This window comes from Floridaenema flaviceps BLCC-F50 (assembly GCF_041929275.2).
In the GTDB taxonomy this organism is placed as follows: Bacteria; Cyanobacteriota; Cyanobacteriia; order Cyanobacteriales; family Aerosakkonemataceae; genus Floridanema; species Floridanema flaviceps.
The window spans coordinates 1,594,579-1,609,525 of the sequence record NZ_JBHFNR020000001.1 but is presented as its reverse complement, the minus strand read 5'-3'; the positions used below and the strand labels follow the sequence as shown (position 1 = coordinate 1,609,525).

The 14,947-nt window shown below is 40.2% G+C and carries 20 protein-coding genes and 2 pseudogenes; 16 read left to right on the top strand and 6 right to left on the bottom strand.

Going from position 1 to position 14,947, the window contains the following annotated elements; translation table 11 throughout:
- Window positions 1-5: 5 nt before the first annotated feature.
- Window positions 6-1,742, bottom strand: a complete 1,737-nt coding sequence (locus ACE1CI_RS07630) for a serine/threonine protein kinase (protein WP_413263808.1) — start codon at window positions 1,740-1,742, stop codon at window positions 6-8.
- A 350-nt stretch (window positions 1,743-2,092) separates the two neighbouring features.
- On the opposite strand from ACE1CI_RS07630, the gene ACE1CI_RS07625 reads away from it, so the two are divergent.
- From ACE1CI_RS07625 to ACE1CI_RS07615, 3 genes and pseudogenes are all read left to right on the top strand, one after another.
- Window positions 2,093-2,962 carry an SbmA/BacA-like family transporter gene (locus ACE1CI_RS07625; RefSeq protein ID WP_496615313.1) on the top strand — a complete coding sequence of 290 codons (870 nt, stop codon included), beginning with the start codon at window positions 2,093-2,095 and terminating at the stop codon, window positions 2,960-2,962.
- Between the two features lie 57 nt (window positions 2,963-3,019).
- Window positions 3,020-3,796: an ATP-binding cassette domain-containing protein gene (locus ACE1CI_RS07620; RefSeq protein ID WP_413263806.1), complete on the top strand. Its 777-nt coding sequence runs from the start codon at window positions 3,020-3,022 to the stop codon at window positions 3,794-3,796.
- A gap of 89 nt (window positions 3,797-3,885) precedes the next feature.
- Window positions 3,886-4,201 (top strand): annotated as a pseudogene (locus ACE1CI_RS07615) (IS110 family transposase); the annotation flags it as partial.
- 173 nt (window positions 4,202-4,374) lie between these two features.
- Here the strand turns inward: ACE1CI_RS07615 and ACE1CI_RS07610 are convergent.
- Window positions 4,375-5,022: a tyrosine-type recombinase/integrase gene (locus ACE1CI_RS07610; protein WP_413263804.1), complete on the bottom strand. Its 648-nt coding sequence runs from the start codon at window positions 5,020-5,022 to the stop codon at window positions 4,375-4,377.
- Between the two features lie 52 nt (window positions 5,023-5,074).
- On the opposite strand from ACE1CI_RS07610, the gene ACE1CI_RS07605 reads away from it, so the two are divergent.
- On the top strand, window positions 5,075-5,623 hold the full coding sequence (locus ACE1CI_RS07605; protein ID WP_413263803.1) for a hypothetical protein: 549 nt from the start codon (window positions 5,075-5,077) through the stop codon (window positions 5,621-5,623).
- 9 nt (window positions 5,624-5,632) lie between these two features.
- Here the strand turns inward: ACE1CI_RS07605 and ACE1CI_RS07600 are convergent, their stop codons facing one another.
- Complete coding sequence (locus ACE1CI_RS07600) at window positions 5,633-6,127, bottom strand: hypothetical protein (RefSeq protein WP_496615312.1); 495 nt, start codon at window positions 6,125-6,127, stop codon at window positions 5,633-5,635.
- 103 nt (window positions 6,128-6,230) lie between these two features.
- On the opposite strand from ACE1CI_RS07600, the gene ACE1CI_RS07595 reads away from it, so the two are divergent.
- From ACE1CI_RS07595 to ACE1CI_RS07570, 6 genes and pseudogenes are all read left to right on the top strand, one after another.
- The gene (locus ACE1CI_RS07595) at window positions 6,231-7,478 is read left to right on the top strand and encodes a hypothetical protein (RefSeq protein WP_413263801.1); all 1,248 of its coding nucleotides are present in this window, start codon (window positions 6,231-6,233) and stop codon (window positions 7,476-7,478) included.
- A gap of 146 nt (window positions 7,479-7,624) precedes the next feature.
- A complete protein-coding gene (locus tag ACE1CI_RS07590; protein ID WP_413263800.1) occupies window positions 7,625-7,873 on the top strand; it encodes a hypothetical protein in 249 nt (82 codons plus the stop codon).
- Window positions 7,874-7,999: 126 nt separating this feature from the next.
- Window positions 8,000-8,335 (top strand): hypothetical protein, encoded by a 336-nt coding sequence (locus ACE1CI_RS07585; protein ID WP_496615311.1) that lies wholly within the window; start codon window positions 8,000-8,002, stop codon window positions 8,333-8,335.
- 36 nt (window positions 8,336-8,371) lie between these two features.
- Complete coding sequence (locus ACE1CI_RS07580) at window positions 8,372-8,701, top strand: hypothetical protein (RefSeq protein WP_413263798.1); 330 nt, start codon at window positions 8,372-8,374, stop codon at window positions 8,699-8,701.
- 31 nt (window positions 8,702-8,732) lie between these two features.
- Window positions 8,733-8,960 carry a hypothetical protein gene (locus ACE1CI_RS07575; RefSeq protein ID WP_413263797.1) on the top strand — a complete coding sequence of 76 codons (228 nt, stop codon included), beginning with the start codon at window positions 8,733-8,735 and terminating at the stop codon, window positions 8,958-8,960.
- A gap of 182 nt (window positions 8,961-9,142) precedes the next feature.
- Window positions 9,143-9,430 (top strand): annotated as a pseudogene (locus ACE1CI_RS07570) (YkgJ family cysteine cluster protein); the annotation flags it as partial.
- A gap of 7 nt (window positions 9,431-9,437) precedes the next feature.
- On the opposite strand, the gene ACE1CI_RS07565 reads toward ACE1CI_RS07570, so the two are convergent.
- The 3 genes from ACE1CI_RS07565 to ACE1CI_RS07555 form a co-directional block, all read right to left on the bottom strand.
- Window positions 9,438-9,695, bottom strand: coding sequence for a hypothetical protein (locus tag ACE1CI_RS07565; RefSeq protein WP_496615310.1), 258 nt, complete (start codon window positions 9,693-9,695; stop codon window positions 9,438-9,440).
- Between the two features lie 17 nt (window positions 9,696-9,712).
- Complete coding sequence (locus ACE1CI_RS07560) at window positions 9,713-10,135, bottom strand: hypothetical protein (RefSeq protein WP_496615309.1); 423 nt, start codon at window positions 10,133-10,135, stop codon at window positions 9,713-9,715.
- Between the two features lie 140 nt (window positions 10,136-10,275).
- A complete protein-coding gene (locus ACE1CI_RS07555; protein WP_496615308.1) occupies window positions 10,276-10,476 on the bottom strand; it encodes a helix-turn-helix domain-containing protein in 201 nt (66 codons plus the stop codon).
- Between the two features lie 574 nt (window positions 10,477-11,050).
- Between ACE1CI_RS07555 and ACE1CI_RS07550 the strand changes: the two genes are divergently transcribed.
- The 6 genes from ACE1CI_RS07550 (at window position 11,051) to ACE1CI_RS07525 (ending at window position 14,943) form a co-directional block, all read left to right on the top strand.
- Window positions 11,051-11,263, top strand: coding sequence for a hypothetical protein (locus ACE1CI_RS07550; RefSeq protein ID WP_413265314.1), 213 nt, complete (start codon window positions 11,051-11,053; stop codon window positions 11,261-11,263).
- Complete coding sequence (locus ACE1CI_RS07545) at window positions 11,250-11,420, top strand: hypothetical protein (protein WP_496615307.1); 171 nt, start codon at window positions 11,250-11,252, stop codon at window positions 11,418-11,420. The genes ACE1CI_RS07550 and ACE1CI_RS07545 overlap by 14 nt, the downstream gene beginning before the upstream one ends.
- Window positions 11,420-11,758, top strand: a complete 339-nt coding sequence (locus ACE1CI_RS07540; protein WP_413265315.1) for a hypothetical protein — start codon at window positions 11,420-11,422, stop codon at window positions 11,756-11,758. Before ACE1CI_RS07545 ends, ACE1CI_RS07540 begins: the two co-directional genes overlap by 1 nt.
- On the top strand, window positions 11,725-12,756 hold the full coding sequence (locus ACE1CI_RS07535) for an IS110 family transposase (protein ID WP_413265316.1): 1,032 nt from the start codon (window positions 11,725-11,727) through the stop codon (window positions 12,754-12,756). Before ACE1CI_RS07540 ends, ACE1CI_RS07535 begins: the two co-directional genes overlap by 34 nt.
- Window positions 12,757-12,860: 104 nt before the next feature.
- Entirely contained in the window at window positions 12,861-14,066 is a 1,206-nt protein-coding gene (locus ACE1CI_RS07530; protein WP_496615306.1) for a 4-hydroxy-3-methylbut-2-enyl diphosphate reductase, read from the top strand.
- Window positions 14,067-14,148: 82 nt separating this feature from the next.
- Window positions 14,149-14,943: an Rpn family recombination-promoting nuclease/putative transposase gene (locus ACE1CI_RS07525; RefSeq protein WP_413265317.1), complete on the top strand. Its 795-nt coding sequence runs from the start codon at window positions 14,149-14,151 to the stop codon at window positions 14,941-14,943.
- Window positions 14,944-14,947: the final 4 nt, after the last annotated feature.

Sequence of the window (14,947 nt, the reverse complement as noted above, 5' to 3'; positions counted from 1 at the left end):
TGTAATTAACGCCAACCCAACATTCGTAAAACAGGTACAACGAAAAAGTGAGTTACACTTAACCAGAAAGCAATAATTATTCCCATAGCACTAAAAAATGCCATACTAAAAGCAAAATTTGTCCAGTTTAAGTTACCGAGAAAAGTACCAGAAATTCCTAAAACACCATTTAAAGGTACAAAAATTTGCATAACTAATAGCAGTAAACCAGCAAAGGTGATTGCTGTACCTACGGCGCTAACTATAGCATAAACTATTTGATGACTTTGTAAACCTAAACCAAAAGTTAATAAGCCACTTGTTATAGCGGTCATTAATACTAAATCTTCTGGTAAAATAGTAGTCGATGGTACTTTTTGCACCAACAATAAACAACCTAAACCATAACTGAGAATTCCCACTATTATAGCTATTAAATAACGCTGTTGTTGCCCTAATTTCCCCGCTAACATTAAGCCCCAAGCAGTAGTCAAACCAGCGCCAGCAAACAAAAGTATACCTGAATTTAGGAAGATTGGAGGCTCAATTAATTGAGACAAATTCTGAGAAATAAAATAGTCTAATTCTTTACCAAAAGCTGTTCTATAAGCTAACAAATAACCAATTATTGCTCCACAAGCGCCACCTATTCCGCCTAAAGTCATTTGCCAAACAGTACTAAAAAAGGCTTTGGTTAAATGTGCGATCGCTTGCCAAAATAAAACTATTGTTTGCGTTATTGATTTACCAAACAATGCTAAAATAGCTAATGACAATTTAAATAAATCTGTAGGTAACTTGCTAATAACTTGAAATATGGCTTTAGCAACAGTTGATGTAATCGTTTGAGAAGATATTTTCCTAATTCGAGTTATTAATTCATTAGCATTCGTTGGTCTGTTTTCAATATTTGGCTGGATCATATCATCTAGTAAATTGGCAAAATTTGGGCTAACATTAGTAAATTTTTGCCAATTCAAATCCCCCGTTTTTGGGTCTTCTAAATCTAAAGGATATTTACCTGTAAGTAAGTGAATACAGGTCATTCCCAAAGCATAAAAATCAGCATTTGCCCCAACTACTGCCCCAGCAATTTGCTCTGGAGGACTGTATCCGGGAGAAAATAACCTTGTTGAACTCGCTCGAAAATTAGCTTGTTTAGCACCAATTTGTTTTGCGCCACCAAAGTCAATTAATACTATTTGCTCTGTGCCTTCACGTAACATTAAATTCGCGGGTTTAATATCACGGTGAATAATTTTACGTTGGTGTAATTCCCGTAAAATATATACAGCTTGTTTCAGCCAATTTTGCACCCAAGCTTCCGGCAAACCTTGAGATTGATGATATTCTAAAATTTCTTCTAAGGTTTTCCCATAAATTTTTTCCATTACTAGACAGGGCAAAACAATTTCAGGGGACTTTCCGAAAGTCACCTGAAAAAAACTACCAGGTTCTACTTTTGGTACTCCTGGATGGCGTAGACTTGCTAAAACTGTAGCTTCTTGTTCAAATAATGCTAATGCTTTGGGAGAAGTTTCTAGTAAAACTTTTAATACTTGCTCTTTTTTTGCTTTTTCATCCCAAACAGTGTAAATTGCAGCAAATCCCCCAACTCCTAATTTTTTTAGTGGGATATAACGGTTAAAAATTCTTAATGGTGCGCCACAAACATTGCAAAAATTATTCCCCATAGTTTGGGGATAAGGGCGTGGACAAAGAGGATTAATGCAATGGGCAGCTGTGGCAACAGTTTGAGTCACTTGATTTTCCTTTCCGTTCACTTTCAGAGAAATTAATGATAGTTTGCTGCCAAACTGGATTAGATTATAGCATAAGAATTTCTTGTCAATCTTATCCGATAAATCTAGTAATAAAATATGAAGCAGTAAATAAAAGTAATTATTGGTATTTACATTCAACTAAAATATATTCATGTAAATTGCTATATAAATATTTTGGATATATCCTTAAACTCTCTGTCGAATTGTCAGAGGTTGTAAAGATTCCATAAAGTTTTTATATATTTAGAGTAAATTTTCAGTTCGCGTTATACAGAACTGGTACTATAATTTTGTATCGAAGAATATTAACCAATTTACTAGCAACGATAATGATAAATAAACGGAACCGGGGTTTTTTACAGCGGTTTTGGACGATCGCCAAACTCTATTGGTGCGGGAATGAAAAATGGGGTGCGATCGCTTTACTACTGACCTTGATCGCACTGATTTTAGTTTCCACCCAGGTCAAAGTATTTATGAATACTCAACAAGGTAATATCCTTTCCGCACTCGTTGCCAAGGATGTAAATGGATTCTGGATGACTACCTGGAAAGTATTTGGGGTATCCCTGATGTTACCGACCATTTGGTGTGCATACCAGTACATACGCAAAAAACTTACTCTCTATTGGCGAAGGTGGTTAACCAATCATTTTCTTGGTAAATATTTCCGCAATCGGGCTTTTTATGAACTAAGTCAATCTCAAAAAGAAATTGATAACCCAGATCAGCGAATAGCCGAAGATATTAACAAGTTCGCTGATGGATTTCTACTCTTATTTTTTGATATGTTCAACGCTTGTTCACAGATTATTGCTTTTAGTGCGGTACTCTGGATAATATCACCCACTTTGATGATTTTTTTGGTTATTTATGCGGGAAGTAGTACTCTCTTCACAATTTGGTTATTTGGTAAAAAATTAGTTAAACTCAATTTTGAGCAGTTGAAAAAAGAAGCTGACTTTCGTTTTGGGTTAGTCCGGTTCCGGGAAAATGCTGAATCTGTTGCTTTTTATCAGGGAGAAGCACAGGAGTTTAATCAAGTTAATCACCTATTTAATCAAGTATTTAAAAATTTCAATAAGCTCATATTTTGGCAGGAAGTAATAGTGAATATTGCTGGCAGCTTTTTTTACTATATTCCTGGCTTTCTGCCTGCTGTAATTATTGCTCCTCAGATTTTTTCGGGTGAGTTATAAATCGGTAAACTTGCCGAAGCTCAAGGGGCGTTTAATACTCTTTCTTGGGAAATCCATGTGATTATTAGGACGTTTAAAGAACTGGCTGGTTTTTCTGCTGGAATTGAGCGTTTATCTGAATTTTATAATTTCTTGCAACAACCCAATAAAGGAATTATTAGCGGCAGAATTGAGCATACAACTATTAATACTGTAGAAGATAACTGTTTAGCACTTCAAGACCTGACATTGTATACACCCAACTATCAAAGAACCTTATTGCAGGATGTTTCGGTAAAATTGCAATCAGGGCAAGGAATGTTAATTATGGGTGCGAGTGGCTGTGGTAAGAGTTCGCTATTGCGAGCGATCGCTGGTTTATGGAACTCTGGTAATGGCACAATTATTCGACCCAAACTAGAGGAAATTTTATTTTTACCTCAACGTCCTTATATGGTGTTGGGAAATCTCCGTCAGCAGTTAGTCTATCCGCTGGTAAATGATACGATTAGTAACCAAGAATTACATCAAGTATTGCAAGAAGTAAACCTACCCAATTTAGTAGAAAGATTCGGTGGTTTTGATGTCGAAAAAGATTGGGGTGATGTGCTTTCTTTAGGAGAACAACAGCGTGTGGCTTTTGCCCGTCTGTTAATTTCTAAACCAAAGTATGTGATTTTAGATGAAGCAACCAGTGCTTTGGATGTGAAAAACGAAGAAAATCTTTATCGACATCTCTTAGGTACTCAGACAACTTTTATCAGCGTCGGTCATCGTCCGACTCTCTTCAAATATCATCATCTAATATTAGAACTATTAGACAGTGACAAGTGGGAATTGCGGGAAGTATGGTAAAACTTCACTCAGTTCGTAATAAAGTCTATTCATATATGTTGTTTCTTCCATGCTTTGATCATCGCCTCAATTTCTGTTGGTTGGGTACAACAAGGAGACATCTTTCCCGCCGGAGATTTGAGAAAGCTTTAGGCGTTTCGCCAACAACGGAAGCATCCGGTGATAAATCCAAAAAGAAAATCGTTGGTGGCTCCGACCTGTGCCGAAAAGCTTTGTGGCAGTGGTTATTTACCAGGATTTCGCCAGAAAAGTGTCGCCTCAAAAATGCGATCGGTAAAAAGTTAGGTGCAGCGCTGGACAAGGAAAAATCCTTACGGTAGACCGATAAGGTTAGTTCGTTCTCGGTGTTGCGCTAAAGCAGCGCGACTCCTGTTCATAGAACTGGTTGCTGAATTCTCCCCTTAAATTAAAGTCCCAGGTTGGCTGGGGACTTTCTAATTTACCCAAATTACTACTAGAGTGAATCCCCACGAATAAACTTACAAACCTGAAACTTTTTATCTCGTCAGAGAATTATATACTTTGCCCGGAAAATAGTCTCAATAAATGGGGGTAAATTCTCAATAAGCTAGGGATTTTTAGGAATCCCCCATGAAAACAGACGCAGTTGCAATACTTCCAGCCGCTATATCGGAAAAAGTATCTATTCCGAAGTGATGGAAGTTGAGGGTTGCGATCGCACTTCTACGCTGTTCTTCTGAAACCTCCAAGTACTTCTGGAGCTCGTTGAGAGAGTGGTGGCCTGAGACTTCCTGGATTACTCTTAAAGGCACTCCAGCGTTACTCATAGCCGTTAGAGCGGTGCGTCTGAAGCTATGAGTACTCACGCCCTCTAACCCAGCCTTTCTACAAGCTTCTCTTAGAATCCAGTCAGCAGAGTCAGCATCAATGTGCTTCCAGTGGTGCGATCGGGACTGAAACACCCAAGTCTTTCCCGGTCGGTGAGCTTCTAGCAGTTGAAGAAGCTGCGGGTGAGTGTCAAGGGTCCTGGTTTCCTGCTTTCCTTTGGTAGCAGCGCGTCGAATTTGAATTTGCGATCGCACTTCACCGCCGGGGGAATAAACATCTATAGTTTGCAGGCTACAAGCTTCACTTATTCGACATCCAAGGTACAGACAACAACCAAACAATGCTCGATCGCGATCGGACCCGAAAGCCTCAAATAACTTAGTTATTTGTTGAGCATTTAATATAGCTGCTTTACCGTGTCGATCAATCTTTGGCATAACCTAATTTTAACTATCTTTTTTGGGATTTTCCATTTGTTCAATCCGTAAAATGCCTGCAGATAAATACAATATTGTTTATGTCGAAGGGGTTGATGCTGACGGGAAGGTTAACTCAGATGCGATCGATCTTTGGAACGATCGGCGGCTATTGATTCAAATTGTAGATGGGAAACCTTTAATGATTGGTAATTGGGCGGCAACTACCGAACCTGGTAGGCACTATACCAATCGACCGATGAATTCCAATGGCGCAGCGCGGGTGCAATTTGGGCAATACAAAGCTTGGTCTGTCGGGAGACATGGGAACAGTTTTCCACATGAGGCTTTAGTACAAGTCGGTCCGATCGCAGTTTGCAGAGATTTAAATAAAGATGGTTTTCGCACGGGCGATCGGATTGGGACTGGGCTTTTCGGAATCAATCAACACTCAACTAGTGGTAAACCGCCAAACATAGGCGCGTGGAGTGCAGGTTGTTTAGTGGGGCAATCGCTTGCCGATCACCGCAACTTCATGGCGATTGTTAAAAGTGATAGCCGTTACAAACAAAACGCTAAATATATTTTTAGGACAACCATTATTGATGGCAGCAAACTGTAAAAGTTACACTTAAGCGACAAATACCTCAAAAATCTTTAAGTCAAAAATCTGCATTCTGGGGTAGTACTGCGTTGTGTCCATTATTCTGTACCTCACCCTCGAATAGGCGTAAGGAATAATTACATCAATATTTATTGTTTTTCCGTTAACTGATATTGGGTCTTCATTTGCCCAGACCGGGATATGCTCATTAGCGGCATTAAGTACTGCTACTTCCGAAAAACTTCTTAGAGACGATGAATTAGCAATTAAAATTTTTGTTTTTAAACGAGTAATAGCCGGAATAGCAATACCAGGAATAACACTCACCGTACCTTCAGCCCAAGCTCCGTCAGCAGTTTGAAATAAGTTTGTCGCCGTTGATTCATCATTATCAGTAATATTGCTTAGGTTCGTGGGGGTTGTCGCCCAATTACCTCCTATCTGAAATGTAGGGGTTAAATTTAATTGTCTATATTGGATTGCGTTTTGACGAATAACGTTTAGTTGTACTAATTGATTCAATACACTATCAAGCTTTGCGTTAACCCCACTCAAATCTGTTGTGGGAATTTGATTAATTTTTGTTTCGATTGACGTTAATTGACTTATTAATGGCGCTAGGTCAATGCTGTCATTAAGATTGCTTAATTTTTTTAACGCTAATATCCGAGTTGTAGATGAAGAAAAGCAAGTATATTCTGTTGGAGTTGCTCCACTGTATTCGGCCTCAGTTTATGATAATGGTGGGTTGCTTTTAAGGTGGGTAGCAAGTGTTGAATATATTGATTATTTCCAAGTACGAGTACCCACTTTTGCTCCTGTAGTACCACCAATTCCATATTACTTCCCGCAAGAACAAAGGCAACAAGAAAATACACAAACGGAGGATGAAGAAATGAGTTGTCAACCATGCCAAGCTGCTATGGCTTTACGCGCACTACAAAGAACTGTGACAGTTGAAAGTGTTACTATAAGCCGAATCCCTACCGGAAATATGGTACAGATCCCCACAGTGGAAACCCATCGTGTATTTGCTTTACCTGGAACTGAATTCGCGGTCAAAAGACAATTCGACTTAATAGCTGATATTAGGAAACGATTAGCTAGTACTTTCAATCAAAGTCGTATGAGTAAAGTTTTAGCTAAATTAAGCCAATTAATGCAAGTTACCGATTTTATCCTTAATCTTCATAATGCGTTGATGTTAACGGAAGACATAGTGCAGACTTTTTGGAGTCCTATTACTGGCATGGTTGACACTGTTTTTAAAGTATTAGATGATGTGCCGTTTGTTGGGAATTTATTCGATTTAGAGGAGACTCCAATTAACAGCGGTCAATGGTTGTCTGACCGCGTAGAAGAAACAGCTAAAAAAGTTTTTGGCGTACAAGGATGGGCTGAAATTAAGGGGAAGTGGGCTGCTTTTAATAATATTGTACGGGGAGCTGCTATGCAGATCCAGGCTGTTAGAGATATAGGAGATAGTCAGAAAGAGTTGGGGGAAATGACAGCCTCTAAACTTGGACGTTTACATAATAAAATGGTAAATGCAGGGGTTATTTTTGATTCTAGTCTGTGGGAGGAAAACGTTAAGGCGCGACAAACTTGGATTAATAAATTTTACAAATTAGAAGAGCTTGCTGATGATAATCCCATTACTAATGCTGCATCCTACGTTAATAGTTGGGGCAGCCAAGTATTAGATATCAAGGAGCAAAAGAAAGACTTAGAAGAATCTCGGAAAAAATATCAAGAAGAACTGCAAAAAGATCTTGGCACTTTGGGGATTAACAAGCAAAATACAGAAATTGACAGCACTGGAGCGCTATATCAAAGAAGTGATGGTAATCCACCAAAAACAGAGAATGATTAATTTTTTGAGCAAGGAGGTGTGCTATGACTGGTAGACTGCCAGCTAACTATGGCACTTGGGAGCATTTAGTTAGAGTTATTGCTTCATTTCACAATATGGATTAATTAATGATTAGGCAGGTAGAACAAAACTAGGAATTTTAACTAATGGAACCAATTACAGATGAGTATTTAAAAGCAATTACATTAATTTTAGAAAGACATGAAATTATTTCTGTACTTTTGGTGTTAGGCAATTTTGTAGCAGAAGGATTAGACAAAAAGCAAATTTCGGTAGATGATTTCATTAGTTGGGAAAAGCTGCTAGATAAATTGCTAACTGCGGCAGAAGTACCGATAAAAGCACAGGTATTTTTACGTAATCTAGATGCAGTTGTGGAAATCTTAGCGCAATAGCTTGACCCTTACTCGACTTTACACGGAACGTCTAGAGGTTCCCTGCGCGAAGGAGTCTAGCGGAAACCAAGTAATTTCAATATTTTGAGTGGTACGCTTGTACCATGAGTTGAAAGATTAAAAAAAATGGCAGATCCGAAAAAATATTACGGAACTAAAATCACTTTTGATGATGGTGCTACAGGTTATTTGTGTTTTGGAGCCCCGAAAGCTTTATATGATGGCCTGAAAAATGATTTGGGGCTTGATGATGTCCCTGGTGGTGAAGGGATTGAGGTTCCGGTTGCTACTTTTTGCGATCGCTTGGGCGTGAAGTACGAAAAAGCTGCGGGTGATGTGAGATATGGTGAAGTTTGGTGCAGACCAGCGAAGTACAGTGCTGCCCGGAAAAATTTAACAGGGACGTATCGCACTTTTGCCATTAAGGGAACATACGATCCGATGGATAGTTCACGCAATTAATAGTTAATAGTTTTAGTACCCGCTTTAGGAGAATATATGCCTCAACAAACATTTTATTTTGTGGGAATTATCAACGAGGCAGAACAGCTGCTCTCTGTTTACAATGGTTACGATTACGTCACCGATATTACCCAAGTGAAATTATTTGCCCCATTTCAAAAGTTGAACGCTCTGCAAGAGATGGGGTCGCATCAAGCAAGGAACAGCGTGGATGAAGTTAAGGTGTTTAAAGTTGCTGTGGAAATGCCGGAAATTGTCCAAGTAACACCACAGCCTGAACCTGCGCCTGAACCACCACCCGAACCAACACCTGCGCCCGAACCACCACCCGAACCAGCACCACCACCCGCACCAGCTACGGTCTAGCAGTAAATAGATAATTAAGGGGATGAGAATTATGGCAGAACAACTTGATGTGTCGCAAGCAAGCATAATACCAAGGAAAACATTAGTAGCTTCAGTTCCTAGCGGCGAGATTAGAACGGAAGTCGGGGCTGATGGAATTTTTATGGTGTTTGATTGCGATTGTGATGACGCTCTGCCATATTGTTCAGGGGGTGACAACGAGGCTGAAAGCCTCTTAAATAAAGGTTTCAGGCTGGTTACTCTACCCAAAAAATTTTAGTTTATTGACAGGCTTATTGACAATGAATAGGCAGACTTTGAGCCTAAAACGACTTTAATACGTTGTCTAGTCCTTAAATAGGCTCAAGGTCTGCCTATATTTTAAGGGAAGAGTAAAAGCTGAAACTATTGGTATTCATGACTTTTGGCTCCGTTGTCACCCCCTGAACATATTGTCATGCCAATTGTTGTGGGATGGCTGGGACGCTTGTCCGGGAAGATGAGGTGGATAAATTAAATGAATTGGCAGAAGAACTCAAAACTAGATTGTTAAATTTCAATCCACATCGTAAAGAATTTGAAATGAAACGCGATGCTGATGGTTTTTGCACTGCGCTAAATAGGGAAAAATGTTTGTGTACTATTTATGACGATAGACCCAAAACTTGCCGCGATTTTCATTGTTCGCGTGGTGCGAGTAGAGGATGGGATTTGGGATTAATTAGGCGTTTTAAGGAATACGAAAGGTAATTATTATTTATATAGTTTTGAATCTAAAAAAAATATATTTGCGGTTTATTGAGTCAATGTCTACATCTCCATCTGTTACTTGCATAATTTCCTGAATTTCTGCTTTAATTTCCCTACCTGTAAGTGTCCAGGTCCGATAGTCAAATTCCTGGATAGTCCATTGGTATCCAGGTACTAAGTCGTTTCTCGATCGCCGCGCTTTGTCTATGGTGAATTCACCGTTGAGGATTTTTTCAAAAGTAGCTGGGGAAACTTTATGCTTCATATTTCTCCTTGTGTTGATTACTTCCATTGTGAAATGATGGAAGTAATTTCCTCTGGGGTTTTGCCACGTTGGATTAGAGTCTCAACTTCCACCCAGCGAGTCCGCGTCCGCTGGGTGTGGGCATTCCCTCCAGGGATGTGCACAGTTTTTTTTGAACCTGTGACTTTGTTGAGTGAGTAACAATACCGGACGTAAGTGTGGTTGCGGCGCGAGTAAGTTTCAGTCCATTGGTACAGTTCACCCGTACTTCCATTTTGCCCCTGTGACAGTTCACCCGTTGTATCACGCGGTAACAACGGGTGAACACTTTCAGGAGTTACGGGTGAATTTACGGGTGAATCGTTTTCCTCTACGGGTGAATCCATAAGTTCTGGATATATGTCTACATCGTCGGGGTGTCTGACTTTTATGTAGCGACTGGTATCAAATAGTTCGTCCATATTTAGTGTTTGAGGAAGCTGCGTTAGGCTCTAGATGTGGTGGGGGGTTCCAGGGGCACCGGGGACAAGGGGACAAGGGGCCAAGGGGACAAAGCAGAAGCCATCGGCGCGATCGGTCCGATGGCTTTGTTACACCCTATTTAATTTCCGTTTATTGCCAAATCTGGCTTTACAGAAAAATTATCTGGTAGGTCATAGATTGATTTACCTTTGCTTTCTAGTAGGCGAACCAATGCTTTCATTTGGGAAATAGTAAAGGTTGGAGTACTATCTCCCGCTTCCCATCGGCTAACAGTTCTGGCAGAAATTCCGATAATTCTGCCAAACTCCTCTTGTGACATTTCTAGTTCGTCTCTAAGTCGTTTCAACGGAGGATCAACCCTCCCCATTTTGGTTGCGTTTTTTTACCATGATGATAGCACGTCTAGATATATTGACTAGACTCGTTGACAGAAACAACTTAACTAGTCATAATGTCTGGTAGATGAGTACAAAAAAGGGCAGCAACCCAGACAACCGATCAGGGTGCGTCAAAGCTAACTGCCCTTCTCTAAGTTTTTCTCATCAGGAAATCCTTGTAAAGAAAATCTTTGCAAGGTGATAACAGATACCCCCAGAACCAACCTGTTCTGTGACGGTCAACAGCTGTCTATCTGTTACCTGTTACTTTCCGACAGCGAGTGTCCCCGTTTACTGAAGTGCGAAAAGTGCGATCTCTATTTTCAGAGCCCAGCAGGGGGAAAGTTAGCAGGACAAATTAACCCAATAGTAAAAGGAGTGTTTATGGTCTAAATTTCGGTTTTGTGTTCACAAACAGTACACGCATTTCATGATCCTTACTGCTGTTGCGATCGGACTTTTTTGTCTTCGGTCCGATCGCACTTCTTAAACAAAACAATTATTAGGAGATCTAATATGCGCGAACATTGGCAACCAATTTCAAAAAAACATGAAAAAGCGCAGAGAGCGCTGTATAGCCTTCATTACGATCGAGGTATCTTATCAAGACAAGAATACGACAAGCTTTCTCACAATGCTCAAGCCACATATCAAAAACTAAAATCTCTTGGATATCGCTATGACGCTGTGTATGGAGGTTGGCATAAAGGAGATTATGTCATTCTTTAAAATCCAAAATCACAATCTTTCTTATGGATTTAGTTGGCGCACTATGATGCTTGGCGCTTACTTAGACCGACTTAAACTTCCTACTGTAACTATTTGGGACATTCGGATTTATCCATTTTTCTGGGTTTACATTCATTTGGAGGTGATGACAAAGTGATGGAAATTGAAGTTAAAAAAGCAGTAGTCAAATCGGTGGAAGATATAGAAACCGAAATCATTGACGCATTAGCTAGTAAAGCCGATGGTGCGGACTTAATGATTATTGAGGTAGACGATGAAAGTTTTTTACCTCTATTTCACAAAGCATTATCTAACACTAAACAGCTTTTCTTGGATACTACTATTTTGCCAGTAGTCAGACTTAAGCCACCAGCTATGACTCAAAGTGAATTGGTGTTAGCTTTGTTTGCTTTGGCATTACAAGAAGCTTTGAATTACTTTTCTACTCCTGCCAACAGGGAATGCCTAATAAAAACGATGCAGCGGACGCAGTAGCTATTTACTACTACTTGTTGACTTACCAAGACGGTGAGCATTACCTTACTCTAGATGTAACGGCTATTTCTCGGATACGACAGATCTACCTGCAACTGGGAAGTTTAGCCCGCATCCAAAACCCTATAGTGAACAGGTTAAGGCAGCAGCTTTCGGTGGAATTCCCCGAAGCTGCTGGTCATTCCATCAAAGCCGGAGTGCAAGGTTTTTCGCCTTTTGCTGCATGGTTGGCAGAACTTCCAGCAGAAAGGACGGCTAGATACGAACGTTTGTACTCCTCATCGGTCGCACCGCAATATGAAATTGAGCTTTCATCTTTTACCCGCCACCTCGCATCACAGCAATGTGATATCCACTTATGGGAGGGGACGCTAGAAGCGGAACTATCTGAACTGCTAGCTAATCCAGAGTTCAAAAAATATACCGATGCTTTTGACAAATTGGAATTTGGACTGCGAACCAAGGCGATTATTCTTGCCCTGGTGTACCCAGTCGAAAAGTTTGCTAAGTTCAATAAAATTTCAGGCAGCTTCAATTACACCAAATCACTGGCAGCCTTTAAACAACGTCTGGGTTACGGCGGCGAACAATCGGATTCTGGGGACAAGGAACAAAGGAAAGCTTTCGGCTCCAAACTTTCACGTAAAGCTTTGTACTTGTGGGTTCTGACTAAAATCAGCGCCGAAGAACACAGGCCAAAGGTAGTGTCCGCCGAATTTAAACATCTGTGTGAGTTTTACGATGCACGAATGGCAAAGTATGACTATAACGACTGGGTAGCTAGTCAGAGAAATTCGGCGGTTAAAAGTGCGATCGCTAAATTGCGACCAACACTTTCTGAGGAAGTTTTCACGCTTGTGGAAAAACAGATGCCGCTGTTAATGGAACAGCAGAAGAAGCCAACGCCGATGGAAGCGCGTAAAGGTTTTGGTTCCTTGGTTATCAGTCACACTGCTGCTAGAGGAGTTAAACAACTATTTCGTTTGTTAACTCGCTAGTTTTTAAAAACCGTACTTCGGCTTGAGGTGCGGTTTTTAAAATGCAACCATAAACTTCTAAGATGAAAACATCTGCACTTGGACTTTTCAGACAAGGGACAAAAATGGATACAAAAGCTTTTAAACGTTCACTGCAACAATCAGAAAACTACCATCGTAAAGGATTCGGTCATCAAGAGGAAGTCGCTGGAGTTCTGAAATCCGAGTATGAAAGCAGTCTGATTCAGCAAATCCGCGAAAATAACTATACCCTGGAACGGGGAGATGTCACCATTCGACTAGCTGAGGCGTTTGGCTTTTGCTGGGGTGTGGAACGTGCGGTAGCAATGGTTTATGAAACTCGTCAGCATTTTCCCACCGAACGAATTTGGATTACTAATGAAATTATCCACAATCCCTCGGTAAATCAAAGACTGCGGGAAATGCAGGTAGAATTTATTCCTGTAGAACAGGGTAAAAAGGATTTTTCTGGGGTTGGTAAGGGTGACGTAGTAATTTTACCTGCCTTCGGTGCCAGCGTCCAAGAAATGCAATTGCTTTCGGAAAAAGATTGCACAATTGTTGATACTACTTGTCCTTGGGTGTCGAAAGTTTGGAACACTGTGGAAAAGCACAAGAAAAAGAGTTATACCTCAATTATTCACGGCAAATATAATCACGAAGAGACGATCGCAACGAGTTCTTTCGCTGATAAATATTTGATTGTGTTGAACATGGCACAAGCCGAATATGTAGCGAATTATATCTTGAATGGTGGCGATCGCGAGGAATTTTTAGCTAAATTCAACCGTGCTTATTCTGAGGGTTTCGATCCCGATCGAGATTTAGAATGTATCGGTATTGCTAACCAAACTACCATGCTCAAAAGTGAAACGGAGCAAATTGGGAAATTGTTTGAACATACAATGATGAAAAAGTATGGGCCCAATCAATTAAATGAGCATTTCCAAAGCTTTAATACCATCTGCGATGCCACACAAGAACGGCAAGATGCCATGTTCAAATTAGTGGATGAACAATTGGATTTAATGGTAGTAATTGGCGGTTATAATTCTTCCAACACTACGCATTTACAAGAGATAGCAATCGATCGGAAAGTTCCCTCTTATCATATCGATTCTGCTGAGAGAATTGGCCCTGGAAATCGCATTGAACATAAAATTTTACATGGCGATTTAGAAGTAGTAGAAAATTGGCTACCTGCTGGCAAAATTGTCGTGGGAATTACCTCTGGTGCTTCTACACCGGATAAAGTTGTGGAAGATGCGATCGAAAAAATCTTCCAGTTAAAAGCTGCCGTAGCAGTTTAATAGATCATAATACAAACCAGATCCCCGACTTCTTGAAGAAGTCGGGGATCTATAGATCTATGGTTCAACAAAACTTATAACCATGAAAACCGACTCCATATTCTACCGCCTATTCAAAACCTTCCCCCGCATCTTTTTTGAATTAATAGGACAACCAAACATCGATATCAACACCTATCAATTCGTCTCAGTTGAAATCAAACAAACCGCCTTCCGAATAGATGGCGTATTCATCCCCGTTCCCAACACCAACGCAGAAACAGTATATTTCACCGAAGTCCAATTCCAACCAGATACAACATTTTACCGCCGCTTATTCTCCGAAATCTTCCTTTATCTCCGCCAAAACGAAACAGTAAATCTTTGGCGTGCGGTAGTAGTTTATCCCACTCGCAGTATAGAAACATCTGACACAATACCATATCAAAGTTTGCTTTCCACTCCCCAAGTACAACGCATCTATTTAGATGAATTAGGAGAAGCAGCAAACAACACTTTCGGATTGAGAATTGTACAATTAATAATTGAAAGGGAGGAAACAGCAGTTACCAGCGCCAGGGAATTAATCTCTCAAGCGCGAGAAGAAATAACAGATGCCACAACTAAGCGAGAAATTCTAGAATTAATAGAAACAATCTTAGTTTACAAATTCACTCAATTAAGCAGGGAGGAAATCCGCCAAATGTTTAACTTCACCGAAACCGAATTTAAACAAACAAGAATCTATCAAAGCATCCAAGAAGATGGCGAAATGAAAGCTAAATTTGCAGCAGTACCCCGTTTACTAGTATTGGGTTTAACTGTGGAACAAATCGCCCAAGCACTCGAATTGACAGTGGAACAAGTGCAGCAAGTAACTGAGAATCAATCTAACTGATATT